The sequence below is a fragment of the Exiguobacterium sp. J17977 genome (genome assembly GCF_018616375.1).
GTDB classification, from domain to species: domain Bacteria; phylum Bacillota; class Bacilli; order Exiguobacteriales; family Exiguobacteriaceae; genus Exiguobacterium; species Exiguobacterium mexicanum.
This window is the reverse complement of sequence record NZ_JAEQBB010000006.1, coordinates 111,576-135,971: the sequence shown is the minus strand read 5'-3', so window position 1 is coordinate 135,971 and position 24,396 is coordinate 111,576. Positions and strand designations below refer to the sequence as shown.

The following is a 24,396-nucleotide window of genomic DNA, read 5'->3' as shown; positions in this document are numbered from 1 at the left end:
AGTCACAGAAACACTGTGGCTCCTTCTCATTTACCTAGACCTAGCACCAAGTCCTATCAGTAATCAGACATTTGTGAACAATCGTTCAGAAATAGTTCGTCCGAATGCAGGTAAAACCCTCGAACGTAAGCGGTTTCTCCGTTACAATGGACTCGTATTGTCACAGATTAAAATCGCTAATTATAGGGAGAGACTTATGAAAACATTGAACGAACGCGCACTCGAGATGCATGCCTTCCATCACGGAAAATTGGAAACGACACCGAAAGTCGACGTCGACACGAAAGAAGCGCTCAGCCTCGCCTATTCGCCTGGCGTCGCCGAACCGTGCCGTCGCATCGCTGAAGATAAAGAGTTGTCATATGACTACACACTCCGCGCCAACACGGTCGCCGTCGTCTCGGACGGGAGCGCCGTGCTCGGTCTCGGCAATATCGGTCCAGAAGCCGCACTACCGGTCATGGAAGGAAAAGCCGTCTTGTTCAAAAGCTTCGCTGGCGTCGATGCGTTTCCCATCTGTCTCGACACGCACAACGTCGATGAAATTGTCCGGACGGTCGAACTGCTCGCACCGACGTTTGGTGCCGTCAACTTAGAAGACATTAAAGCACCCGAGTGCTTTGAAATCGAGGCCCGTTTGAAACAATCGCTCCCGATTCCTGTCTTCCATGACGACCAGCACGGGACGGCCATCGTCGTCTTGGCCGGTCTCGTCAACGCGTTGCGCCTCGTCGATAAAACGATGCCTGAACTCCGTGTCGTCATGAACGGTGCCGGGGCCGCGGGCATCGCCATCGCCAAACTGTTGAAGCGTTTCGGTGTCGAGGACCTCGTCATCTGTGATACGAAAGGCGCGATTTACGAAGGACGCGTCGAAGGGATGAACCCGTTCAAAGATCAAATCGCCAAAGCGACGAATCGGAAGCAACACGAAGGATTGCTCGCCGACGTGCTTCAAGGTGCCGACGTCTTTATCGGTGTCTCGGCGGCCGGGGCCGTCACGGAAGACATGGTCCGCTCGATGGCCGTCGATCCAATCATCTTCGCTCTGGCGAACCCGATTCCGGAGATTATGCCAGACCTCGCGACACAAGCCGGGGCGCGTGTCGTCGCGACCGGCCGTTCCGATTTCGCCAACCAAGTGAACAACGTCCTCGCCTTCCCAGGTATTTTCCGGGGCGCACTTGACGTACGCGCCAGCGAAATCAATGAGGAGATGAAGGAAGCGGCCGTCCACGCGATTGCCGATTTATTGACCGAAGAAGATTTGGAGAACGGTGTCGTCATCCCGAGCCCCTTCGATGAACGAATCGCACCGGCCGTGGCGGTCGCGGTCGCCAAAGCCGCCGTCGAGACCGGCGTCGCCAAACGTCCGCTCGATGAGGCCGCCATCCGTTTGCACGTCAGTCAAAAACATTTGTAATCCAAAAACTGCGCAGACCATGACGGTCTGCGCAGTTTTTTAGACGGTTCCTTGTAAAATCCCTTCCGCCCATTCGACTTCTTCCGTCGTCGGGGGTTTAATTCCTTTGAGCGGATAGTCAAGACCGAGCGCCTCCCATTTATAGACGCCCATCTCATGGTACGGCAAAATTTCGACTTTCTCGACGTGGTCGAGCTTTTGAATGAACGCTGCCGTGCGGCGGAGCGCTCCTTCATCAAGTGTCCATTCCGGGACGAGGACGTGGCGAATCCACATTTTCGTTCCGCGCTCGGATAAATGTTCAGCGAGCGCGAGCGTGTTGACGTTGCTCCGTCCTGTCAGTTTCTTACACATATCATCGTCGATATGTTTGATATCAAGCAACACGAGATCTGTATGATCTAAAATCGCATCCAAGTTAGGGGGACGGAGTGCACCGGACGTGTCGAGTGTCGTATGAAGCCCGTGTTTCTTCGCTTCACGCAAGAGCGCCTCTAAAAACTCTGGCTGCGCGAGCGGGTCGCCCCCAGAAATCGTGATGCCGCCTTTTGACGCTTCCATGAACGGACGATAGCTGAGCGCTTCTTGAATGACATCCTCGGCCGAACGATGGTTATTCTTTTTGAAATCCCACGTATCAGCATTGTGGCAATACAAGCAACGAAGCGCACAACCTTGTAAAAAGACGATAAAACGAATTCCCGGGCCGTCAACGGTTCCAAACGATTCGACCGAGTGTACATATCCCATTGTCATCGAAATGACCTCCTAACGAATGAGCGGCCCTCGAGTGAAGGCCGCCAAGCCTTTGTTTACAATGAACCGTGGAACGTCCGGTTGATGACGTCGATTTGTTGCTCACGTGTCAATTTGATGAAGTTGACCGCATAACCAGAGACACGGATTGTGAGCTGTGGATATTCTTCCGGGTGCTCCATCGCATCGAGCAACGTCTCACGGTTGAAGACGTTGACGTTCAAGTGATGTCCTTTATGCTCGCCGCCCATATAACCGTCAAGGAGTGCCGCCAAGTTGAGTTCACGGGCCACTTCTTCTTTACCGAGCGCTTTCGGTACGATTGAGAACGTGTATGAAATTCCGTCTTGCGCGTGTTCGAACGGGAGTTTCGCGACTGATGAGAGCGACGCGGCTGCCCCTTTCGTATCACGGCCATGCATCGGGTTCGCACCTGGTGCGAACGGTTCGCCGGCGCGACGTCCGTCCGGTGTGTTCCCTGTCTTCTTGCCGTAAACGACGTTTGATGTGATCGTCAAGACCGATTGCGTATGGAGCGCATCGCGGTACGTTTTATGCTTACGTACTTTTTGCATGAACGATCTCGTAAGTTCGACGGCGATTGCATCGACACGGTCGTCGTTGTTGCCGAATTTAGGGAAGTCGCCTTCTGTCTCGAAGTCGACGGCAATGCCTTGCTCGTTGCGGACCGGTTTCACAGTCGCATATTTAATGGCTGAAAGACTATCCGCCGTGACCGAGAGGCCGGCGATTCCGCATGCCATCGTCCGTAAAATCTCAGGATCGTGGAGCGCCATCTCGATTCGTTCGTACGCATATTTATCATGCATGAAGTGGATGACGTTGAGCGTGTTGACGTAAAGCTCGGCGAGCCAATCGAGCGTCCGATCGAAGTCGGCATACACTTTGTCGTACGTGAGCACGTCCTCGGTGTTCATCTCCCAAACCGGTGCGATTTGATCACCACTCTTCTCGTCGCGTCCTCCGTTCATGCTGTAAAGGAGTGCTTTCGCCATGTTGGCGCGAGCACCGAAGAACTGCATCTGTTTCCCGATTTTCATTGGTGACACACAGCAGGCGATGCCGTAATCGTCACCGAACTCTGGAAGCATGAGGTCGTCGTTCTCATATTGGATGGCAGATGTCTCAATCGACATCTTCGCACAATATTGTTTGAAGCCTTCCGGCAATTTCGTCGACCACAGCACCGTCAAGTTCGGTTCTGGTGCCGGCCCGAGGTTCGAGAGTGAATGCAAGAAGCGGAACGAGCTCTTCGTCACGTTTGAACGACCGTCCTCGCTCATGCCACCGATTGACTCGGTCACCCACGTTGGGTCACCCGAGAACAATTCGTTATAGTCCGGTGTGCGCAAGAATTTAACGATTCGAAGTTTCATGATGAAGTGGTCGACGATTTCTTGGACGTCTGACTCGGTCAAACGACCTGCTTCGATGTCACGCTCTGCGTATACGTCAAGGAACGTCGAGACGCGTCCGAGCGACATGGCGGCACCGTTTTGTTCTTTGACGGCTGCGAGATAAGCAAGGTACACCCATTGGTATGCCTCTTGTGTATTTTCCGCCGGACGACCGAGGTCAAACCCGTACGCCGCACCGAGCTGTTTCAACTCTTGCATCGCCCGGAGCTGTTCCGACATTTCTTCGCGCGTCCGAATGTCTGACTCAGATAAGAAGCCACCGCGGTTCGCCAAGTCTTTTTTACGTGCCGCAATCAAGAAGTCTAACCCATACAAGGCAACGCGACGATAGTCACCGATAATCCGTCCACGGCCATAGGCATCAGGAAGCCCTGTGATAATCCCTGATTTCCGCGCCGCCCGCATCTCAGGTGTGTACGCATCGAAGACACCTTGGTTATGCGTTTTGCGGATTTCAGAATAAATCTTTGTGATTTCAGGGTTCGGCTCAAAGCCATACGATTCAAGTGCAGCGTCGACCATCCGAATACCACCGTTTGGATGGATTGAACGTTTGAACGGCTCGTCTGTTTGAACGCCGACCACTTTCTCGAGTTCTTTGTTTAAGTATCCAGGACCGTGCGAGACGATAGTCGACGGATTGTTTTGATCGACCGCCCAAACACCACCGCGTTCCCGCTCTTCTTTCGTCAATTCCATCACTTGTGCCCAAAGACGATTCGTCGCTTCGGTCGGTCCGACGAGGAAACGGTCGTCTCCCGTGTACTCATGTCGGTTCAATCGGATAAATTCACCGACGTTCACTTCGTTCGTCCACTGCCCAGGTACAAATCCTGACCAGGCTGATTTAATTTCGGTTGCCATTGTGGGTCACTCCTCATAGTTGAGATAACTGCGTGCTTTCTATAAGTTGAGTGTACGTGAAAACGTGAACATTATGTTTTACATTCTTGTGAAAGTTGTAACAATCTCATGAACGTTGGCGTAAAGCCATTTTTGTAAGCGCTTTAAAATCTGTTATAATGTATTTTTCATTCACTATGAAACAGATAATTCACGTCACGATAGGATTTAAGTCGATTCTGTATCATCTCGATTCGGATGTGACGATTTATACAGTTTTTAGTGTGATGTATATCACGACTCGGGGATAGAACTTGAATTTTTGCCTTACATCGGACACAATGAAGGCAGAACATTGTAGAAGAGGAAGGGGTTCTTCCCATGACGTACGAATTATTGACAGCTGATCACGACTTGAAAGCTGGTGACCGCATCTCCCTTAAAGTAGAAGCGAACGGTGAACAACGTGATGGATTTATCACAGAATTTGAAGACGCAGGTTTTTGGATTCGGTTTGATGACGATATCGAAAACGAGGATTTCATCGATTACCGCGACAATCTGCTCGCGGCTCTCATCTCGCGCCCGATTGACGTCACAGCGACGTATCCAGAGCTCGCCTCATACGAACGGTTGACGAAAGAATTGCAGTATCGTGTCTATCAAGGTTTCACCGTCGAAGGCGTCGAGGCGTCGGCCGACCACATTGATGTGCACATCAAGCTCATCGAGGACGGACAGACGTACACACAGACACTCCGCTCCTCATTCGACCAAGACACGGAACATGTTCGCTATATTTAAAACGGGGAGCACTTATGCTTCCTTTGTTTTTGCCCCACGATAAGGAGAAATGATATGAACTTTACAAAACCATTTATTAACGAAGCTTGGGATCGCCTTGGCTTCACTGAACCAATGCCGGTCCAAGCCGAAGCGTTCCCGCTTCTGTTGGACGGTAAAGACGTCACCATCGAAGCCCCGACCGGTACCGGGAAGACGCTCGCTTATTTGTTACCTGCCATTGAAAAAATCGACGCCTCGAACGACCGGATTCAAGTCGTCATCGTCGCACCGACGCGTGAGCTCGTCATGCAGATTCAAACGGTCGCGCAACGCTTCACCGAGAAAGGTGATGTCCGCATCGCTTCATTTATCGGTGGTGTCGAATTGAAGCGTCAAATCGATCGCTTGAAGAAAAAGCCGCATTTGATTGTCGGGACACCGGGCCGACTCGTCGAATTGATCGACAAGAAAAAATTGAAGCTTCATGAGACGCACACGATCGTCCTCGATGAAGCTGACCAAATCATCGACAGTGGATTGACAGAAGCTGCCGAACGCATCATCAAGCACACGGCGCACGAACATCAAATCGCCCTCGTCTCGGCGACGCTCACAGACACGCTTCAAGCATGGGCGGCCCCATTCTTGAACGAACCGGCACACGTCAAAATCGAACGGGCCGTGAGCAGTCAAGTGACGTACGGCTACATGTTGACGACACGCCGCTATAAGCCGGAATTGCTTCGTCGTTTGTCACACGTCAATGGCGTCAAAGCACTCGCGTTCATCAACAACCGTTCATTCTTGCCGCCACTCCGAGGCGAGCTCGACAAAATGAAAGTGAACTACCGGATGCTCGACAGCCTAAAAGGAAAACGCGAACGCGTGGAAACGCTCCGTGAATTCCGCAAAGGCGACTATCCACTCCTCATCACGACCGGTCTCGCCGCCCGTGGACTCGACATCGAAGAAGTGACGCACGTCGTCCACTTCGATTTGCCAGAGTCGATTGACGACTTCATTCACCGCTCGGGCCGGACGGCACGCGGGAATGCAGCCGGGACCGTGCTCTCGCTCGTGACGGATGAAGACTTGACGCATTTGAAATCGTTCGCCCGCCAACTCGGCGTCGAATTGAAAGAACTCGAGATTTATCGTGGCGATGTCATCGAGAAACGCATCGAGGACAAACCGCCGGTCGTGAAGCGCCCTGCGAACAAACGAGGACCACGCCGATGAAAAAAGACCGGAAAGTAATTCCATTCCCTTTGCTTGTAGAAGAGTCCGAATTGCTGGCCGAGCTGAAAAAGTTGTATGAGCAAGCCGCGCTCGCGCGCAGTACACATTGGACGAACTATATTCAAGAGATCGCCTCGGAAGGCACGTGGCAGTTGAAAGACGCCGAGCTATTCCGCGACCTGTTCATCGACTGGGCCGTCTTCTTTGAGACGGACGAGGACGGGATGACACCGCACGGCCGCTATTTGGCGGATCAAAAAGCCGACATGTCCCCGGCCTTGTATCACGCGCTCCGCGGCTTGGCGGTTCCGCGTTGTTCGGTGTTTGAAGTGACCGAGGACGGCTTACGCGACTGGGAGACGAAAGAGACGTATCGCGTCAACCTCCCCGAAAAGCGCGAGGTCGGCGACGTTATGCTCGGCAAGCTGCTCGATATCCGAGGCAGCTGGCGTTTCGGGTCGGCGTTCCTCGCCCTCCCGGCGAAGATGGCCGGCAACGTGTCAGACTTGTATATCGACTTCACCGACGAGGTCGGTCCGGGTGCGTTCCTCGACCAGTTCCCGGAATTTTGTGCGGAACTGATTGACATGTTGCTCGACTTGGAAGACGGGGTCATCGTCCCGAAACCATCAAAATAACCGAGAGGCGGCCGCCTCTCGGTTATTTGTTATTCCATATAATACTCCGTGTCGGACACCAACGCTTTCGCCTCATCGTTCGTCGCTTTCACGACGGCGCTCGAGATGGCTTCCCCATCTTGATAGACGTCGATGACGGCCCCGTCTGTCGTCGGGCGCGCGTGATACAGGTGGTCACCGACGTATGACGTCGTGCCGACCGAACCATCGATGACTTGACGCGTCGATTGCTTCCCGGTCTTCAAATCGACGACCAGTTCGGTCCCGTCTTCCTGCAAGGCGATCAATCGATCCTCATAGACGGTCGCATTCCACATGTCTCCGTCCGGCGTCAATTCAATCACTTGCTTCGTATCCACATCGTATGCGTAAACCCCAATTTTGTCCTGCTCGCTAACATATGATTCTCCTCCTTCGGTGACGGTCGTCTGTTCGGTCATGCCAACCGGGATGAATCGATTGTCAGCGGCAATCGTCGCCATATAAGGACGAAATGCCCAGGAAGTTCCTCTTACAGTCGAAATCGCCTCGTCTCCTAGCTCCAAGCTTTCCATCGTGATCTGTTTCGCATCTTCATCGAACCTGGCGATTTTCGTTTCTGAATTTGTCCCGTATCCGTTGCGATAGATGACGTGTATGTCACCTTCATGGACAAACAAACCCGCCCAAAGGCCATTCATGATTTCCGTCGAACCGTTGACGTCTTTCCCGAAAACGTGTTTGGTCACGTCCTGTCCGTCAAAACGGAACACTGCAATCTCTTTGTTGCCATTCTGTCCGACCCCGATATAGCCGTCAGGCGTCCGGATCGACTGCACGAACGTCAGACCAGAGAGCTGTCGATAAAATCCGCGCACGGACGCATCGACCTCGTCGTCATACGCCAACGCCTGTTCGATGTAACTCGAATTGGTCGTCACACGACTTCCATCGGTCGTCAACTCGAAACGTTCATTGCCGCCTTCCTCTGTCTGGTAATAGACGCTCACCGTCTGCTCTTCCCAAATCTCCGGATTCGACGTGACGGCCAACTCCCACTCGGCTTTCGTCTCCCGCATATCGACAGCAAACGTCCCGAGGCCAATGACGACGACCGCGCCGAGCGCGGCCACATTCCACATTCGTTTCATACGTTCCACCTCACACACTTAGTTTCTTCGTCAAATAGCGACGACCAATCCATATCGTCGCTATCATCCATGCCACTAACCCGATGCCGATCACAAGCATCAACTCGTCCATGAACAACCGGTTTTCTAGAAAATAGAATGCCATCATAGGAACGAGAAGCAGCGTCCCGAGCATGACGAGCGCAAGGACCGGCGCCCATAACGTCCGTTGCCATAGACTCCGTTCTATCAACACGAACGCAAAGATGAACAAGATGACGAGCACAATCAGCACTTGATGAATTAGAAAATTGACGAATGAGGCGGGATACATGACGGAGAGCGCCCCATCGAAGCGAATCGCCTGTTCGAACGTACCGCTCACGGGAACCATCTGGGAATCGAACCAGCCGGTGAACGCTATGTATTGAAGTTTGAGCGCAATCCATTGGACCGATAAGAGGCCGAGCACCATCAACATCATCGTCGCGAGCTTCGCTCCGAAGACGAGCATCCGTTGTTGCGGCATGAGCAACAGCCGCATCATGAACGTCCCGCGTCCTTGGAAGTCGCGGTACCAAATCCAAAAACTATAGAGCAACATCGCGGCGACGGCCACGCCGATCGACAAGATGAAAGGCGTCCCGCCGATATAATTTCCGAACGCCATGACATAATCCGGCGTTCCGGTACGACGCATCTCTTCATACATGTTCGTCTCGCTCCATAAGAAGATACCGAGCCATGCGAACTGCGTGACGACGAGCAATGTGATTAAGATGAGATACGGTTTCGTCATCCGCTCGACTTCCCATCCGAGTAGTTTCAATAGATTCATGCGCCATACTCCTCTCTCATGACGTCGACGATCGACTTCCCATGAATGAAGCGGACGTCCTCGACGTCGAACTCGCGGACGATCCGACCGCGGTTCAAGAGGACGGCCTTGTCGACCAAGTATTCGATATCGTCAATCTCGTGCGTCGTGATCAACACACCGCGGTCTTCCATCAAATCGCTCGAGAACAACTCGACGATCTGTTCTTTCGAGAACACGTCGATCCCCGAGAACGGTTCGTCGAGCAACAAATAGTCCGGGTCTTGGGCGATGCCGAGCGCCAAGTTCACTTTGGCGAGCGTCCCTTTCGAAAGCTCGCTCAACTTGTCCTCCGGGAACAGCTTGAACTCGTCGACGAGGCGGGCGAACAATTTCGGGTCGAACATCGGATAAAAGTCGCGCATGAACGCTTCGCACTGCTCAATCGTGAAGTGAATCGGGAATGTCGAATGGTCCGGTACGAACGCAACGCGATTCAAATCAATCGGTTTGCCGTCGACGAGCACCGTTCCCTTGTCGAACGGCGTCAGTCCCATGATGCCTTTTAAAATCGTAGATTTCCCAGTACCGTTCAATCCGATCAAACACGTGATTTCCCCTTTTTGGGCCGTGAACGACACGTCTTCGATGACTTGTTTTTTGCGGTAGCGTTTCTTAACTCCCAGTACTTCGATCATCGAGATTCCCCTCTCCGTATTGTCGTTTGATTTTATCGACAAGCTCATCCATCGTGACGTCAAGTTCTTGAATCGATTCGACGAAGACGGCGACCGCCTCATCGACAAGTTCCGTGCGGATGCGTTTCAAGACATGCTCATCGGTCGTCACGCGGCTCGGACGGTTCCGTTCGGTCGTAATCAATTGTTGTTCCTCCATTTCCTTGAACGCCTTTTGGACGGTGTTCGGATTGATTTTCAGTTCGGTCGCGAGCTCGCGTCGCGACGGCATCTCTTCGCCCGCCTGCAGTTCGCCAAGCGCCATCTTCTTTTTGAAGTAATCGACGACTTGAATGTAAACCGGGGCTCTCGTGTTGAATTGTATGATCATGTTGTCACCTCTCTAAGTGTATGATGCGACTAATACACTATCTAACTGTATTATCACCATAGTACACTAATGGAGTCAACAGTTTTTTCCAAAATAAAAACGCATCCTCCTGTAAATGGATGCGTCAATCAGCTTCAACGGTATGATCGGCGTGACTTTTTGGGTCGACCGTTTCGAGATAGTGAGCTTCTCCCGGCCAATACCGGCGTTCGTACTTGGCGAGTCGCTCTGACAAGTTCCCGATATACGTATCCCGATTCAGGACACGTTTATACCGGACCTCCTGCGGACAGTCGAGATAAACGACATAATCGAAGTAAGCGCGCCATTCGTCACGGAGTAAAAAAATGCCTTCAATCAGGATGAGCGCGTCGACTGCAACCTCGAGTGGACGCATGACGATTTCGTCCCGGTCTCGCTCATAATACGGCAACGTCAGATTCGTCTGTCCTTCCCGAAGCGGCTTGAACAACGTCTCTACGAGCAAGTCGATGTCCCATTGGAGTTCATAATACTCCATCGCCTCCGACTGTTCCGTCTCGTAACGCCGGTACCGCTCGACGATAAAGTCGTCGATATGTAACACCACTTCATTCTTTGCAATCCCGCGCAGTTGTTCGACTAGCGTCGTCTTCCCCGCCCCGCTCAACCCGTCAATGGCGACGAGAAAAGGGCGGTCTGGCTCGCGTTTGGTATATGCACGGTGAATGATTGCTCGTAGTTGCTCCATCTTTCCATCTCCCCACATGAAAAAATCAGCCCTACTAGAGGACTGATTTTAGTTTACCAGAGCACCCAACCTTTCGCTCCCGGCGGCGCACTCTCAATCAAATGCCAAATCGGAATCGTGTAGGCAAAGGCAATCAAAACGAACGTGACCGTAATCCAAAGCTTCCAGTTCTCGAAGAAACGCGGTGTCTCCATCGCCGCCTCCTCTGTCTCGGCGAGCGGGAACTCCTCTTCTCCTTTCGGGGCGAGAAATGACAAGTTGAACATCGAATAGACGAAGATGAGGACCGAGATCAACAGAATTGTCCCGCCAATCGCCATGGCGATGTGGTATGGAATCCATTCGCGCGTGAGCGCATCTGAGAAGTATGTCGCCGGACCAGTCCGACGCGGGTTACCTTGAAGGCCCGAGATGTGCATAGCGTAAGACATGATCGACATTCCGAACGCCCACGTTCCTGTTTGAATCAATCCGATTCGATTCATCGCTTTCGTGAGGGTCCGACCGCGCAATACCGGCACGAGCCAATATGCCGTTCCGAAGAACGTCAAGGCGACGGCCGTCCCGACCGTGATATGGAAATGACCTGTGACCCACAATGTGTTGTGGACCATCGCGTTCAATTGGTGCGAGGCGTTGATGATCCCACCGGCTCCGGCCGGAATGAAGAACAACATGCCGACGAATGGCGCGAGGAAACGGACATCCCCATACGGCATCTTCTTGATCCAACCGAATAGACCACGAGCCCCGAGTGCACGGCCGCGCAGCTCGAACGTCGCAAACAGCGAGAACGCTGTCATGAACGATGGGATGACGACGAGGAACGTCAAGATGACTTGAACGAACTTCCAGAACGGTTCAATCCCTGGTTCCGTCAACTGGTGGTGGAATCCGACCGGGAACGAGAACAGGAGGAACAACAGGAACGCCATCCGGGCGAGCGCATCCGAGAAAATTTTCCCGCCGATGACTTTCGGGACGACGGTATACCAGACGATATAGGCCGGCATGAGCCAGAAATAGACGAGTGGGTGACCGAAATACCAGAACAGCGTCCGTGATAACTCGATTCCGACCGTGTCTTTCCATCCGAGCGAGAGCGGGAGCAGTTGGAATAAAATTGTTCCGGCGACACCGAGCGTGGCGATGACCCACAAGAGCATCGTCATGATACTCATATACGCTGGAAGCGGCGGATGCACGCCTGGATTTTCCCGTTTATAGTCCGCATACATCCGGAACATGGCGAACGCCGACAACCATGTCCCGACGACGAACAAGACGAGACCGATATAGAACACTGGATCGGCCATGAGTGGCGCGTAGAACGTATACAAAACGGTCGCTTTATTGGCAAGCACCATGATCGTGACGAGCACGGCACCGGCGATAATCATCCAAAACCCGAGCCAAGCAACCCGTGTCGGAAATGACTCAAAGCGTCCGAACGACTTAGCGAGCAGCGCGTAAAGCAGACCGATAATAAACATTGTCGTGAAAACGAGACCGAGCATGATGCCGTGTGCTGTCAACAGTTGATAATAGCCGAACACTTCTGGGATGACACCGGTTCGGATGAGCGTCTGCATGAGTCCGGCTAGTCCACCGATTAAGACGGCGAGGACCGAGATGACGACGTGGGCATAGGCGAGGCGTGCTTCTTTGACACCGATACTCGGCACCGGCACACCGCGTTCCATTTCCCACTGTTTTAATTTTGAGGCTACGTCGTTCAATTACTCCACCACCTTAATTTTTGTCGACATCATGTGATGTCCGGTACCACAATATTCGTTACACAGGATTAAAAATTCACCCGCCTCGTCGAACGTATACGTGAGCGAGTTGATATGACCAGGTACGACCATCATATTGACCGGTGTGCCCGTCAACTGGAAACCGTGAACGACGTCCGGTGACGTGACGAGAAACGTGACTTTCGCCCCTTTTGGAATCTCGACGTCGCCCGGCGTGAACGTGAACGCTTGCGCGACCATGACAAGTTCATATTCGTTGTCGTCAATTTTATGAAGTCCCGGTTTGTCGAACGGTGCGGTTTGATGTACTTTCGCCGGATCGATCAAATCCGCGTCTGAGGCCGGTTGATTTCCTGCCGCAAAGGCAGAGATACCAAGCACGGTTAAAAACACACCTAATAAAATGATGCCAAACACAAGCCAATATTTTTCAAGTTTATGAATATGCATTTGCTGTTCTCCCCCCTGTTCGTTATCGTGTCATAAATAAGTAAAATACCGACGACCACATGACAATGATGACACCCGCGACAATCATGACCGATGTGAACGTGCCTTTTAAATTCGGTTCTTGTCCATCGTTTTTCTCCACGTGAAGGACCCCTTTCCCTGTGATTTCCACTTTTATTGTATGAAATGGGATGAGGATTAATATGTGACATTTATCACTCCAAAAGTGACAATCACATCAAATTTGCGTAGTTTCCACACATAAAGTTCACATTTGGTATAAAGGTATACAAAAAAGGCGATTGTCCCGACACGAGTCGAGTCAACCACCTGTTCGGTTTCGCACGCTTTGGCGAAATGCGGCAACACTTGAATATCAAAGCCGACAGATTCCGGCCGGGCAGCCTTCACAATAGCAGAGCTCTTTCAGGAAATCGATGTCATGCAAAATCATCTCTGTCCCCGTCGTCGTCAACATCCCTTCCTTCCGCCACTGGTTCATCATCCGATTCACCGTCTCGCGAGGTGCACCAATCAACTGACCGAGCTCCCCGTCTGACGGATGTTTCGGCACGATAATCCCTTCTGCTGACTCGACGCCGTCCATCGCCGCCATGCGCAATAACGTCGAGGCGAGGGCCCCAGGTTTTCCGTAAAGCAGCAAGTCACGCAGTTTCATCTCGGACTGCTTGCGCATCATCGACGTCCACCGCAACACTTCAGTCGCCAACTGCGCATCGCGCCGAACGAGTTCATCCATCTCTTGCTTCGAGATCCAACCGATGACGCTGTCCGATGTCGTCTCGATGCTATACGAGCTCGGGAACACCTCATCGATATCGAATTCTCCGAAGAAGTCGTCAGCCCCATACATGAACATGATGAGTGCGCTCCCTTTTTTCGTCAGCTTCGTGAATTTGACGGAACCGCTCTTCAAATAAAAGAACTTGTTGCACTTCTCGCCTTCCCAACAAACGATACTCCCTTTCGAATGATCTTGAAACGTCATCATCTCGAGCAAGAGCTGTTTCGTCTCTTCCGAAAAGACGAAGCTGTTCGGTTTGGTCGTTCCGCATTTCATGGTCATGTTGTCTGCTCCCTCCATTAATCGTCTATCTGATTAAATCTCGTACGTGATGTGTATGGCTATATTATACAGGAGGTCTGTAGCTCATTTTATAAAAGTATGTGACATTTCAAACAATCTTCTAAATTTATTGTCCACAAAAAAAGACTGCAGGCTACCTGCAGTCTAGTCTGGTCAGCGGTAGACGAGTCGAATCAACTTCTCGGCCGCTTTAAAGTTTGGGTAACGAATCGGTAAATCGAACTTCGTCGTGTTTCGCAAAATCGATTTGGCGTGGCTGAACGTCTCAAAACTGTAACGTCCGTGATATGAGCCCATCCCGCTCTCGCCGACTCCACCGAACGGCAGGTTCGGGTTCGTCAAATGCATGAGTACGTCATTGACGCAACCCCCGCCGAACGTAAGGTGTTTCATCACGGTCTGCTCCACCGCTTTCGTCTCAGTGAACAAATAGAGCGCGAGCGGATGTGGACGCGATGACACAAACTCAATCACTTCGTCGAGTTGACGGTACGTAAGGACTGGTAGAATCGGTCCAAAAATCTCGTCTTTCATGACGTTCGCGTCTTCTTCGATGTCCGTCAACACGGTCGGGGCAATCTTCAATTGGTCCCGGTCCGTCTGGCCTCCGAAGAAAACGTCTCCTTCTGTCAAATATCCGGTCAAACGATTGAAGTGGGTCTCATTGACAATTCGTGTGAACCGTTTCGTCCCGACGCCGTTCCCGAACATCGTGAACGCTTCCCGTTTGATGGCCTCGAGGAACGCCTCTCGTTTGGATTCGTGGACGAGGACATAGTCCGGTGCGACGCATGTCTGCCCGGCGTTCATCCATTTGCCCCAGGCGATGCGCTTGGCCGCAATCTCGATATTAGCATCCTCATGGACGATGGCCGGTGATTTCCCACCGAGCTCGAGCGTGACCGGCGTCAAATGCTTCGCTGCCGCCTCCATGACGATTTTCCCGACGGGTGTCGACCCTGTGAAGAAGATATGATCCCACTTCTCTGCAAGCAACTCAGTCGCAACGTCCTTATCCCCTTCGACGCTGACGACGTAGCGGTCGGTGAACGCCCGTTCGAGCACTTTCGTGATCATTTGGGCGACGTTCGGTGTCAATTCCGAAGGCTTCACGACAGCCGTGTTCCCTGCGGCAATCGCTCCGATGAGCGGCGCCATTGCCAATTGAAACGGATAGTTCCATGGGGCAATCACGAGTACCGTTCCGTAAGGTTCATACATGACCTCACTTTGCGTCCCGAGATGGATTGAGGCGCCACGGACACGTTTCGGGCGCATCCAACGCTTCAATTCACGCGTCGTCCGTGTGATTTCGTCATAGACGAAACCAATCTCCGTCGTGAACGCGTCGAGTTCTGATTTGTTCAAATCCTGCTCTAACGCTTGAAGAATCTCGGCTTCATGATGTTTGATCGATTCTTTTAAAAACGTCAACATGCTGAGACGGAATGCGAGCGACTTGGTCGCTTGCGTTCGAAAGAAGCGACGCTGTTTACGAATAAGCTCTTCGATGGTCAACTGTTCGATTGGTGCGAGCATAAATCTGCCTCCCTTGGATGATAACGCTAGCTCCATCTTATCATCTTCACTCGGTCAGCGACCATTTTGAACGTTCGAGCCGCGTCGGCCTATCTGACAGGCACGTCCCGTTTTTTCGTTTGCTGCATGACGACAAAAATCAAACCGGCGATGAGCAGGATACCACCCGTCACCGTGAACTTTTGCGTCAGCGAAAGCGAGAGCCAGCCCAACAACGCCGATCCTGTCACCGTCCCGAGCGAGAAGAACGCATAAAAATAGCCGTACGACTTGCCGCGATTGGCCTGATTCGTCGCTTTGATCAACATCGTATTGATGGCCGGGAATAAAATGGCGAACCCGACGCCATATAGGGCGAGCACCGCGTACAACAGGAGCGACGTCTCGGATTGGCCAATCAACAATTGGCTCACACCGAGAATCCCGACACCGAGCGCCGCCAATTTGGCCGGCTCGATTTGGTCGAACAGGCGGTTCGTCGGCAACACAAACACGAGCACCGCCATGATGCCGAACGTGCTGAGCAACGTCCCGCTCAGACGCGAATCATAGCCGAGCGATTGCACGTAAAGGGGAAGCAAGTATGCGATCGCCCCTTGCGAGAACATTAAGAGGAAGGCACCGATATACGCCTTCACCACATCTCGCCCCAAGCGCGACACCCCTTCGTCTGCATGGTGCGACATCTCAAGCGTCAACTTCGCCGGGCGCAAAAAGACGAGTGCGAGGAGCGCGACGACTGCCCCGAACAGCGCGACGTACGTGAAGACGATTGGCACAGTCGTCTGACTCGCCATGATGCCGCTGAACGCCGGACCGACGATAGCTGCCAAGCCGACAAAACTGCCGGTCAACGCCACTTTTTTACCTTGACGATTCGCGGCGGTCAGATTGGCCGACAACGTGAACGCGGCCGGGACGATTAAACCCGCTACAAAGCCGTGCACGATCCGGACAATCAACAGGGTCGTGGCGGAGTCGACGAGGTGATACGACATGAGACTGAGACTCGACAGGGCAAGACCGACGAGCAGGATGACGATTGGACCGGTCCGGTCGGTCCAAATCCCAGATAAAATGTTGCCGAACGTGTTCGACAATGAATAGATGGCGATGACGAGCCCCGCGATGAACGGCGTCGCACCGACCGATGTCGCAAACGTGCTCATGACCGGAAGCTGGGCGAATAAATCAAAGAAGGCAAAAAAGACGATACTATAAATAACAAAAGCGGACGCTTTATTCATGGTCACAACTCCTTGATCCAGCCCGCTACGGGAACTGTTCGTTTCAGCTTCAGTCTAGCCTGCCGGTTTCAGTTTGTATAGACGCGAAGGCGCGCGGACACAAAAACGCCTTACAAACCAGTGGTCTGTAAGGCGTGCTCATTAGTTCGTGACTTCGACCGCTGTGTCAAGTGCGACACGGATCATCTCCTCAAACGTCGACTGACGTTCTTCCGATGTCGTCTCTTCACCTGTCAACAAGTGGTCCGAGATTGTGAGGATCGTCAACGCGTTCACTTTATGTTTCGCAGCGAGTGTGTAGAGACCTGCCGCTTCCATTTCGATGGCGAGGCAACCGAAGTCGGCCCACTTCTTGAAATGGTGGAAATCATCTTGGTAGAACTGGTCAGCTGTGAAGATTTGACCGACTTTGACCGGGATGCCGGCCTTCTCGGCGTTCAAATACGCGCGATGTAGGAGGTCGAACGTCGCTGTCGGTGCGTAGTCCATGCCGTTGAAGCGAACCCGGTTTTGAGCCATCTCACTCGATGCGCTCATCGCGATGACGACGTCACGCACTTTGACATCTTCTTGAATCCCGCCGGCCGTACCGACACGAATCAAGTTTTTTACGCCATATGACATAATCAATTCGTTCACGTAAATCGACATCGATGGAACACCCATCCCAGTCCCTTGGACGGAAATACGCTTCCCTTTATATGTCCCAGTGAAGCCATACATGCCACGGACTTCGTTGTATAACTCGACATCCTCAAGGAACGTCTCCGCGATATATTTCGCACGCAACGGATCTCCTGGCAATAATACCGTTTCTGCGATTTGTCCTGCTTCTGCCCCAATGTGTACACTCATGATTAAATTCCTCCTTCAAGATAGTCGTTGGCACTGCTCCCGATACTCATTCGGGGTGATGCCAATCTGTTTTTTGAAGACTTTCCGGAAATACTTATCATCCGAAAAGCCGACCGCTTGGGCGACTTCATAAATACGTTGTCTACTCGTCTCAAGGAGACGTTTCGCCTCGAGCATCCGGATCGACAGCAAGTACTCGGATAAGTTGACGCCGTACTGCTGTTTGAAGCGACGCGATATGTATTCGCGGCTCAAGTAAAAGCGCTCGCTCATCCCTTGTAAGCTGAGTTCTTCCGCATAGTGGCGTTCGATGAACGCACCAATCTGTAGAATCGGATCGTCTTCGTCAGGAATGACGTCGGCGAGGGCACGTGCGAGTGTCTCATTCAAGACGTCCGGGTCAATCGGTTTCAACAAGTAGTCGAAACTGCCGAGCTGAATCGCGCGTCGCATGTACGAGTATTCGTCATAGCCCGTCAAGACGATCAGTTTGGCCGTCTCCGCCTCTGTATGGACCCATTCCATCAGCTCGATGCCGTTACATCGAGGCATTTGCAGGTCCGACAAAATCAACGCGGGCCGTTCTTTGACGATAATCCGTTTCGCTTCTTCCCCGTCTTGTGCCTCAATCACTTTCGTGACGCCGAGCCGTTCCCACTCCCCGAGCAGTTTCACCGCTTCCCGTACCGGCGACTCATCATCAACGATTAATACTTTCGTCATGACGCATCCGCCTCCTTTACGGCCGGGAAACACATGACAATACGAAATCCGCCTGTCTCTGGTGTAGCCAACATAAACTGAGCCTCCCGATTATAGTTTAACATGAGTCGATCCCGAATGTTCTTTAAACCGGTACCTTCCGCCCCATTCAATGGCTCGGTCGATACTTCGATGCGCTCTTTCAATAACGTCAACTCCTCGTCCGAAATATCACGTCCGCTGTTCTCACAATGAATCACGAGATTTGGTCCCGATTGATGAATTCGGACCGAGAAACGATTGGCTGCTGTCGCACCATCACGCTCAAACCCATGCTTGAAAAAGTTCTCGGCGAGCGGCTGCAAAATCATCTTCGGCACAATCAAATCGAGAAGCGGCTCCGGCACATCGACCTCAATCTCGAATTGATTCGGGAACCGGACTTGTTGCAAGCGAATATAGGACGTGAGGTGATCGACTTCTCGCTTGAGCGTCACGAGCGACTCATCGGGATGCATCGTATAGCGCATCATCGAGGAGAGCTGCGTGATGAGACGGTACACCGTCTTGCCGTCGCCTTTCAATGCGAGCGTCCCGATCGATTGCAAAGCGTTGAACAGGAAGTGTGGGTTCGTCTGAGCTTGGAGCGCCCTCAGCTCATTCGTCCGATTCTCGAGCGCCAACCGATATTCCCGTTGAATCAAATCATCGATTCGTTCGATCATCCGCTTGAACTGTCGTCCGAGCACACCGAACTCATCATTTCCGAGGGAATCGAATGAGACCGTCATATCCCCTTGTTCGATTCGCCAAATGTTCGAGGTGAGCGTCTTGATTGGCGTCGTCAAACGCATCGAGGCATAGGTCGCCCCAATCAATGCCAATACGAGCGACACCATCCCGACGACAAAGATGATGAACGACGTCCGTGACGCCGGTTCGGTCAACAGTCGATCCGGTATCGATTTCCCGACGTAGAACGTCTGGTTCTCAAATTCGAACGATTTGACGATGCGATGATGCTTCCCATCGCTCGACAGCGAGTTCGTCGACACGTTTTGCGGAATTTCACCGTCACCGAGTTGTGCGAACACTTGATTGCCACCCCCAACGAACCAGAGGCTCTCGCTCGGATTGTTCTGTAGCGAGGCGAGTTGCCCGATGAAGATGTCCTCCGGAATATCAATCGACAAAATCGCGAGCGGCTGATCCGTCTCGATTTTATCGAGTCGGAAATGAAGCGTGACGACTTCTTCTTCTGAAACGAGCGGACCGAAATCATGATAGGGCACGAGCGGATGCGAGGCCTCGAGCAGGACGCGGCTCTCTTCATACTTTAATAACTGTTGTTGAATCTCACTCGGCTGCCGTTTCGAGCGCGGGGATACTTTCATTTTATAGGCGGCGAACGAATCCATATCTTCGAGCATGAGCAGTTGGATTTGGGCCACATCTTCACGGGATAGGTACATCCCGAGGAGTGCCCGTCGTACCTCGAGTTCAGTCTGTTCAAGCGACAGTCCCGGCCCGTACTCGAGAATATCGAGCACATCCCGATTCGCATACAGACTTGTCGGCAAGCGGCTCAAGTCTGAGACATATCGCTCCATTTGTAGGGTCCCACGTTCAAGTGACCATTCGGTGAGCTGAAGCCCCCGTTCCCGCTCCCGGTCTTTGACGTACCAAAAGGAAATGACCGTCGCCAAAATGACGGGAACGATAATCGTCAATGCAATCATTCCCGTCAACTTCGTCCGAATGCTCATCCGCGCATCGCCTCCTCGCTGTCATTATATCACGGCTTATGCAAGCGCTTGCAATAATTGAAAATAAAAAGGTTTATGACCTTTGTTACGGCCATAAACCTCGTAAGTCACTCGTACGATTGAATCAATTCGATGATGCCTCTCGGTTGCCCAGAGTCAGCGGCTAGTTCGGCCGGCGTCATGCCATCCTCGTTCTCGAGCGATACGTCGGCACCGTTCTCGAGCAAAAGTTCAACCGTGTCAATATCTGCATCTTCACTATACAACAAGTTGTGAAGCGGCGTGTCGCCATACAAATCTTGCGTATTGACGTCAGCCCCATCTGCCAATACGGCGACGAAGTCCTCATACGCCGCGTCCTCGTAAGCGAGCTGTTGAATCGGCTCATCCGCCATGACGTCGAGCGAGCTGAATCCTTCCGAGAAACCAGTTAACCCATCACTCGTGAATAACCAGGCGACGATGGCCACGTTGACGATGACGCTCAATACGATTGTCCCGATAATTGACCCTTTGACATATCCGGCCATCTTAAATGATGGAACGTTCACCTCGCCAGCGGTCGTTGCAATCGCCGCGATTCGTTTCGGGAGCGGTGGATGCGTCGAAATGAGTTCGCTATATTTGGCGATAAATCCGTTCTCGCGACTCGCTTCGTACAAGTAATCGAACTCGCTCACTTCTTTGGCGAGCTTGCCGCCGACAGCAAGAATCGTCAGCGCCCGTTTACTGGCCGCCTGGTCTTGGATATAATGAGCCGCCATCCGGTCACACGTATACTCACAGGCGCGAGAATAGGCCGACCCTAAAAACGGAATCCATCCACCGAGTAGCATGACCCATTGTTTTTGGACATGGTTGCGGCGAATGTGCGCGAGTTCGTGTGCCAAGACAAATTCCACTTCTTTCGAGTACCCGTCCCGAGACAACTCAACGATGTCCGAATACAAGACGACCATGTTCTTTTGGAAAAAGCGGGTCGCGAAGGCGTTTAAAATCCCGCCGGCTTGAAGAATATAGACGTCTGGTAACAGGCGAATCCCCATCTCCTGTCCGACACGTTGATACGTCGCATGCAAATCAGCGAACTGCCGCTCCGTTACTTTGACACCGTTCGTACGGATGTAACCAAGCTGAAGCCAATGTGCGAATAAGGACAACGCAATAAACGAGCCGAGAATCGTCAAGAAGATACCAAGCGAGGCAATCGTGAAGACAATCCCTAAAATCACCGTGAACACGCTGGCGACAATTAGCACGTTAAAATATAACGTTTCGTGCTTATGTACCATGCTCGCTTGTATCTGATCGGATTGTTTCTTGCCGGATTGTTTCTTGTCCGGTGGTATCACTTCTGATTGTTTAATATCTGATTGATTCATGTAATAATCCCCTTCATTTTCCATATGAGAACCATTATACAAGATTTAAGGTTGAATAATCCATAAAAAATAGAAACTGACAATGTCGTCAGTTTCTATTGAAGGGATACTCGCATCAACTGGTCGTCCCCACTGGTAGGGTTACCGCGTCCGTCCGTATTGTTCGTGATGAAGTAAAGCACTTCGTCCTCTAACCAGACGTCACGGATACGACCTCTGTCTTCGACGAGCGGGATGACCTCACGTGATTCCCGATCGATGGCAACAAGGCGATTCCCACGCAGCGTCGCCATATACACGTAACGGTCATCGGCAACGATTCCCGATGGTGCCCACGACGTCTCCCCGACCTCGAACCATGGTGTCTCGAGCCCGTCTCGTGCTTGATCCGCCTCGATGAGCGGCCAGCCGTAATTGTTGCCCTCTTCGAGGATATTCACTTCATCATGCCCCGAAGCTCCGTGCTCACTCGCGTAAAGCGTATCTTCAATCTTCGTCAAGCCTTGAGGATTGCGGTGACCGGACGAATAAATCCAATCGGTCGGTTCGCCCTCTCCGGATAAGGGCACTCGTAACACTTTTCCAGCAATCGATGTTTCGTCTTGTGCCAGTTCCGGCACGAGCGCATCTCCGGTCGTGACCCACAGCACGTCCCCATCGAGCAACAATCGGCCACCGTTATGGAACTGGGCCCCCGGAATCTCATCGAGCAGGACCGCCGTCTCTTCGAACCGCTCACCGTCCCACGTCAACTCGACGACCCGGTTCTGGACGTTTCCAGGTGTTCCATACGTATGATAGGCGTACAGTTGGCGTGACGTCGCAAAATCCGCGGTCAACGCAAGGCCCAGGAGACCGCCTTCCCCGATTTCAAGCACGTCTTCTTCCAAGACGACCGGTTGTCGGTCGAGATTCCCGTCCGCGTCGATAACCGCAATCGTGCCGCCACGTTCTGAGATGAGCCATCCATCATCGGTTTGTGCGATTGACCACGGGGCCGCTAACTGCTCGACAATCGATTCGGTTGCGTCGATCGACACGTCGCCTTCCGGCTCAGCGGGTTCCGGATCAGGTGCCGGGTCAGACGGTACTTCTTCGGCCGACTCTTCGACTGGTGCCTGTTCAGGTTCGGGCGCCTCGGTCGATTCCGAGGCACAACCGGCAACAAATACGAGCGACAAAATAAACATCCATCGTCTCAACATGATCGCCTCCTTTTCACCATCATACCGTGTCTTTAGTTGTCGCGTGAAGGTTCGGGTGGGCTAACCGGTAATCGTAGCGCAATCAACAGTGCGATGAACGCAGCGAGTGCCGCCCCGATGAACACGGTGTTCAAACCACTGGCGATAAGTTGCTCGCCTTGGAGCCGGACTGTCGCGTTTAGCGCCTCGGTCATACTCCGATTGAAGAACGATTCGAGTGATACACCGCTTAACCCGGCCTCCTCCCGGAAGCCTTTAAGGACGATGAAGTTAAAGACGGCACCGAATACGGCGACACCGAGCGTCTGACCGACGGTACTCAAGAAGGAGTTTGCCGCCGTCGCGGTCCCCCGCTGACGATATGATACGACCGTCTGTAAGACGACGATGAACATCGGCTGCGACAAGCCGAACCCGACGCCGATAATGGCGACAGCGAGGTAGACGAACAAGTCCGGACTCGATTGCGTGAGCAGCGTCAAAATGATTGTCCCGATCAACAAGAGACTCATCCCCGTCACGGCCCGACGCCGTGGAGAGGCCGCGCCAAGTGTGCGACCGCCGATAATCGACGTGAACGTCCAAGCGACCGAGAGCGGCATCAGCATGAATCCAGCTTCCGTCGCTGATTTACCGAGTACAGCTTGGGCCCAAATCGGAATGTAGGCCGACATCGAGACGAGCACCCATGCTGCGAAGAAGACGGCGCCATTGATGGACGCGATAATCGGTTGTTTCAACAGGTCGAGCGGCAACAGTGGTGTTTTCGCACGCCGTTCTGATAAAAAGAAACTGGTGAGCAACACCACGCTGAACACGGCACTGGCGATAATCGATGGCGTCCAGACGTTCGTCTCGCTGAACGTGATCAATCCATATAAGAACGCCGTCGTCCCGAACGCGAACAACAGCGCCCCTTTGACGTCTATCCGCTCCGTCGTCTCGGTGACCGTCTCTTTATAGAAGACAATGATCATGATGAACGATAACAGTGCGAACGGGACGTTCAAGAGGAAGACGTAGCGCCAAGACAATGTCTCGACCAAGAACCCGCCGATGACCGGCCCGAGCACGCCTGAGACACCCCAAACCGCGCTTAAAATACCTTGAATCTTGCCACGTTCTTCATACTTATACAAATCGCCGATGATGGTCATCGAAATCGGCAATACTGCCCCAGCGCCAAGCCCTTGAAGCGCTCGGAAGATAATCAATTGCTCCATCGATGTGGCAAGGCCGCATAAGAGCGAGGCAAGTGTGAACAAACCGATCCCGAACAATAGGACCCGCTTGCGACCGAACAAATCGGCCACTTTTCCATAAATCGGTGTCGACACTGCCGTGAACAGCAAGAAGGCGGCGAACACCCAACTCACGAGGGCGGCCCCGTTCAATTCGCTCGCGATGACCGGTGTCGCGACCGAGACGACCGTCCCTTCAATCGCCGCTAAAAAAGTCGCCAATAACAATGCGACCGTGACATTCTTTCTCATATCTGTCATCTCCCCAATAAAATAGTGGTGCCGGAAGGTTC

Annotated in this window: 23 protein-coding genes; 4 read left to right on the top strand and 19 right to left on the bottom strand. The window is 52.5% G+C overall.

Features of this window, described 5'->3' with window-relative positions:
• The first annotated feature begins 196 nt into the window (after positions 1-196).
• Positions 197-1,423: an NAD(P)-dependent malic enzyme gene (locus KNO58_RS11665; protein ID WP_214754067.1), complete on the top strand. Its 1,227-nt coding sequence runs from the start codon at positions 197-199 to the stop codon at positions 1,421-1,423.
• A 39-nt stretch (positions 1,424-1,462) separates the two neighbouring features.
• Here the strand turns inward: KNO58_RS11665 and pflA are convergent, their stop codons facing one another.
• Together pflA and pflB are read right to left on the bottom strand one after the other, a co-directional pair.
• Positions 1,463-2,179, bottom strand: a complete 717-nt coding sequence (pflA, locus tag KNO58_RS11660) for a pyruvate formate-lyase-activating protein (protein ID WP_021067805.1) — start codon at positions 2,177-2,179, stop codon at positions 1,463-1,465.
• A gap of 56 nt (positions 2,180-2,235) precedes the next feature.
• The gene (gene pflB / locus KNO58_RS11655) at positions 2,236-4,482 is read right to left on the bottom strand and encodes a formate C-acetyltransferase (protein ID WP_214754066.1); all 2,247 of its coding nucleotides are present in this window, start codon (positions 4,480-4,482) and stop codon (positions 2,236-2,238) included.
• Positions 4,483-4,842: 360 nt separating this feature from the next.
• On the opposite strand from pflB, the gene KNO58_RS11650 reads away from it, so the two are divergent.
• From KNO58_RS11650 to KNO58_RS11640, 3 genes are read left to right on the top strand one after another with little or no spacing between them, the layout of a single operon-like run.
• On the top strand, positions 4,843-5,265 hold the full coding sequence (locus KNO58_RS11650; RefSeq protein ID WP_214754065.1) for a hypothetical protein: 423 nt from the start codon (positions 4,843-4,845) through the stop codon (positions 5,263-5,265).
• A gap of 54 nt (positions 5,266-5,319) precedes the next feature.
• Positions 5,320-6,486: a DEAD/DEAH box helicase gene (locus KNO58_RS11645; RefSeq protein ID WP_214754063.1), complete on the top strand. Its 1,167-nt coding sequence runs from the start codon at positions 5,320-5,322 to the stop codon at positions 6,484-6,486.
• Positions 6,483-7,124: a hypothetical protein gene (locus KNO58_RS11640; protein ID WP_214754061.1), complete on the top strand. Its 642-nt coding sequence runs from the start codon at positions 6,483-6,485 to the stop codon at positions 7,122-7,124. The genes KNO58_RS11645 and KNO58_RS11640 overlap by 4 nt, the downstream gene beginning before the upstream one ends.
• Positions 7,125-7,153: 29 nt before the next feature.
• On the opposite strand, the gene KNO58_RS11635 is transcribed toward KNO58_RS11640, so the two are convergent.
• From KNO58_RS11635 to KNO58_RS11555, 17 genes are all read right to left on the bottom strand, one after another.
• Positions 7,154-8,254, bottom strand: coding sequence for a hypothetical protein (locus KNO58_RS11635; RefSeq protein WP_214754059.1), 1,101 nt, complete (start codon positions 8,252-8,254; stop codon positions 7,154-7,156).
• Between the two features lie 10 nt (positions 8,255-8,264).
• Entirely contained in the window at positions 8,265-9,071 is an 807-nt protein-coding gene (locus tag KNO58_RS11630) for a hypothetical protein (protein WP_214754057.1), read from the bottom strand.
• Positions 9,068-9,748: an ATP-binding cassette domain-containing protein gene (locus KNO58_RS11625; RefSeq protein WP_214754055.1), complete on the bottom strand. Its 681-nt coding sequence runs from the start codon at positions 9,746-9,748 to the stop codon at positions 9,068-9,070. The genes KNO58_RS11630 and KNO58_RS11625 overlap by 4 nt, the downstream gene beginning before the upstream one ends.
• Positions 9,726-10,118 (bottom strand): GntR family transcriptional regulator, encoded by a 393-nt coding sequence (locus KNO58_RS11620; protein ID WP_034808399.1) that lies wholly within the window; start codon positions 10,116-10,118, stop codon positions 9,726-9,728. The genes KNO58_RS11625 and KNO58_RS11620 overlap by 23 nt, the downstream gene beginning before the upstream one ends.
• Positions 10,119-10,242: 124 nt before the next feature.
• On the bottom strand, positions 10,243-10,848 hold the full coding sequence (locus KNO58_RS11615) for a kinase (RefSeq protein WP_214754053.1): 606 nt from the start codon (positions 10,846-10,848) through the stop codon (positions 10,243-10,245).
• A 53-nt stretch (positions 10,849-10,901) separates the two neighbouring features.
• On the bottom strand, positions 10,902-12,551 hold the full coding sequence (locus KNO58_RS11610) for a b(o/a)3-type cytochrome-c oxidase subunit 1 (protein WP_214754199.1): 1,650 nt from the start codon (positions 12,549-12,551) through the stop codon (positions 10,902-10,904).
• A gap of 36 nt (positions 12,552-12,587) precedes the next feature.
• On the bottom strand, positions 12,588-13,058 hold the full coding sequence (locus KNO58_RS11605; RefSeq protein ID WP_214754051.1) for a cytochrome c oxidase subunit II: 471 nt from the start codon (positions 13,056-13,058) through the stop codon (positions 12,588-12,590).
• 22 nt (positions 13,059-13,080) lie between these two features.
• Positions 13,081-13,200 (bottom strand): cytochrome c oxidase subunit 2A, encoded by a 120-nt coding sequence (locus KNO58_RS11600; protein ID WP_251026226.1) that lies wholly within the window; start codon positions 13,198-13,200, stop codon positions 13,081-13,083.
• 234 nt (positions 13,201-13,434) lie between these two features.
• Positions 13,435-14,145, bottom strand: a complete 711-nt coding sequence (locus tag KNO58_RS11595; RefSeq protein WP_214754049.1) for a Crp/Fnr family transcriptional regulator — start codon at positions 14,143-14,145, stop codon at positions 13,435-13,437.
• A gap of 174 nt (positions 14,146-14,319) precedes the next feature.
• Positions 14,320-15,705, bottom strand: a complete 1,386-nt coding sequence (locus tag KNO58_RS11590) for an aldehyde dehydrogenase (protein WP_214754047.1) — start codon at positions 15,703-15,705, stop codon at positions 14,320-14,322.
• 89 nt (positions 15,706-15,794) lie between these two features.
• Entirely contained in the window at positions 15,795-16,952 is a 1,158-nt protein-coding gene (locus KNO58_RS11585) for an MFS transporter (RefSeq protein WP_214754045.1), read from the bottom strand.
• Positions 16,953-17,093: 141 nt separating this feature from the next.
• A complete protein-coding gene (deoD, locus tag KNO58_RS11580; RefSeq protein WP_214754043.1) occupies positions 17,094-17,807 on the bottom strand; it encodes a purine-nucleoside phosphorylase in 714 nt (237 codons plus the stop codon).
• A 15-nt stretch (positions 17,808-17,822) separates the two neighbouring features.
• The gene (locus KNO58_RS11575; RefSeq protein WP_214754041.1) at positions 17,823-18,530 is read right to left on the bottom strand and encodes a response regulator transcription factor; all 708 of its coding nucleotides are present in this window, start codon (positions 18,528-18,530) and stop codon (positions 17,823-17,825) included.
• The gene (locus KNO58_RS11570) at positions 18,527-20,275 is read right to left on the bottom strand and encodes a sensor histidine kinase (protein WP_214754039.1); all 1,749 of its coding nucleotides are present in this window, start codon (positions 20,273-20,275) and stop codon (positions 18,527-18,529) included. Before KNO58_RS11570 ends, KNO58_RS11575 begins: the two co-directional genes overlap by 4 nt.
• A 107-nt stretch (positions 20,276-20,382) precedes the next feature.
• On the bottom strand, positions 20,383-21,657 hold the full coding sequence (locus tag KNO58_RS11565) for a M48 family metallopeptidase (RefSeq protein WP_214754037.1): 1,275 nt from the start codon (positions 21,655-21,657) through the stop codon (positions 20,383-20,385).
• A 95-nt stretch (positions 21,658-21,752) separates the two neighbouring features.
• Entirely contained in the window at positions 21,753-22,862 is a 1,110-nt protein-coding gene (locus tag KNO58_RS11560) for a PQQ-dependent sugar dehydrogenase (protein ID WP_251026225.1), read from the bottom strand.
• Positions 22,863-22,894: 32 nt separating this feature from the next.
• Positions 22,895-24,355 carry an MDR family MFS transporter gene (locus KNO58_RS11555; RefSeq protein ID WP_214754035.1) on the bottom strand — a complete coding sequence of 487 codons (1,461 nt, stop codon included), beginning with the start codon at positions 24,353-24,355 and terminating at the stop codon, positions 22,895-22,897.
• Between the last annotated feature and the right edge of the window lie 41 nt (positions 24,356-24,396).

What these genes read in the sequence shown, in the direction of transcription:
- KNO58_RS11665 (WP_214754067.1), top strand. Translation starts at nt 197, where the DNA reads ATGAAAACATTGAACGAACGCGCACTCGAGATGCATGCCTTCCATCAC.
- pflA (WP_021067805.1), bottom strand. Translation starts at nt 2,179, where the DNA reads ATGACAATGGGATATGTACACTCGGTCGAATCGTTTGGAACCGTTGAC.
- pflB (WP_214754066.1), bottom strand. Translation starts at nt 4,482, where the DNA reads ATGGCAACCGAAATTAAATCAGCCTGGTCAGGATTTGTACCTGGGCAG.
- KNO58_RS11650 (WP_214754065.1), top strand. Translation starts at nt 4,843, where the DNA reads ATGACGTACGAATTATTGACAGCTGATCACGACTTGAAAGCTGGTGAC.
- KNO58_RS11645 (WP_214754063.1), top strand. Translation starts at nt 5,320, where the DNA reads ATGAACTTTACAAAACCATTTATTAACGAAGCTTGGGATCGCCTTGGC.
- KNO58_RS11640 (WP_214754061.1), top strand. Translation starts at nt 6,483, where the DNA reads ATGAAAAAAGACCGGAAAGTAATTCCATTCCCTTTGCTTGTAGAAGAG.
- KNO58_RS11635 (WP_214754059.1), bottom strand. Translation starts at nt 8,254, where the DNA reads ATGAAACGAATGTGGAATGTGGCCGCGCTCGGCGCGGTCGTCGTCATT.
- KNO58_RS11630 (WP_214754057.1), bottom strand. Translation starts at nt 9,071, where the DNA reads ATGAATCTATTGAAACTACTCGGATGGGAAGTCGAGCGGATGACGAAA.
- KNO58_RS11625 (WP_214754055.1), bottom strand. Translation starts at nt 9,748, where the DNA reads ATGATCGAAGTACTGGGAGTTAAGAAACGCTACCGCAAAAAACAAGTC.
- KNO58_RS11620 (WP_034808399.1), bottom strand. Translation starts at nt 10,118, where the DNA reads ATGATCATACAATTCAACACGAGAGCCCCGGTTTACATTCAAGTCGTC.
- KNO58_RS11615 (WP_214754053.1), bottom strand. Translation starts at nt 10,848, where the DNA reads ATGGAGCAACTACGAGCAATCATTCACCGTGCATATACCAAACGCGAG.
- KNO58_RS11610 (WP_214754199.1), bottom strand. Translation starts at nt 12,551, where the DNA reads ATGGAACGCGGTGTGCCGGTGCCGAGTATCGGTGTCAAAGAAGCACGC.
- KNO58_RS11605 (WP_214754051.1), bottom strand. Translation starts at nt 13,058, where the DNA reads ATGCATATTCATAAACTTGAAAAATATTGGCTTGTGTTTGGCATCATT.
- KNO58_RS11595 (WP_214754049.1), bottom strand. Translation starts at nt 14,145, where the DNA reads ATGACCATGAAATGCGGAACGACCAAACCGAACAGCTTCGTCTTTTCG.
- KNO58_RS11590 (WP_214754047.1), bottom strand. Translation starts at nt 15,705, where the DNA reads ATGCTCGCACCAATCGAACAGTTGACCATCGAAGAGCTTATTCGTAAA.
- KNO58_RS11585 (WP_214754045.1), bottom strand. Translation starts at nt 16,952, where the DNA reads ATGAATAAAGCGTCCGCTTTTGTTATTTATAGTATCGTCTTTTTTGCC.
- deoD (WP_214754043.1), bottom strand. Translation starts at nt 17,807, where the DNA reads ATGAGTGTACACATTGGGGCAGAAGCAGGACAAATCGCAGAAACGGTA.
- KNO58_RS11575 (WP_214754041.1), bottom strand. Translation starts at nt 18,530, where the DNA reads ATGACGAAAGTATTAATCGTTGATGATGAGTCGCCGGTACGGGAAGCG.
- KNO58_RS11570 (WP_214754039.1), bottom strand. Translation starts at nt 20,275, where the DNA reads ATGAGCATTCGGACGAAGTTGACGGGAATGATTGCATTGACGATTATC.
- KNO58_RS11565 (WP_214754037.1), bottom strand. Translation starts at nt 21,657, where the DNA reads ATGAATCAATCAGATATTAAACAATCAGAAGTGATACCACCGGACAAG.
- KNO58_RS11560 (WP_251026225.1), bottom strand. Translation starts at nt 22,862, where the DNA reads ATGTTGAGACGATGGATGTTTATTTTGTCGCTCGTATTTGTTGCCGGT.
- KNO58_RS11555 (WP_214754035.1), bottom strand. Translation starts at nt 24,355, where the DNA reads ATGAGAAAGAATGTCACGGTCGCATTGTTATTGGCGACTTTTTTAGCG.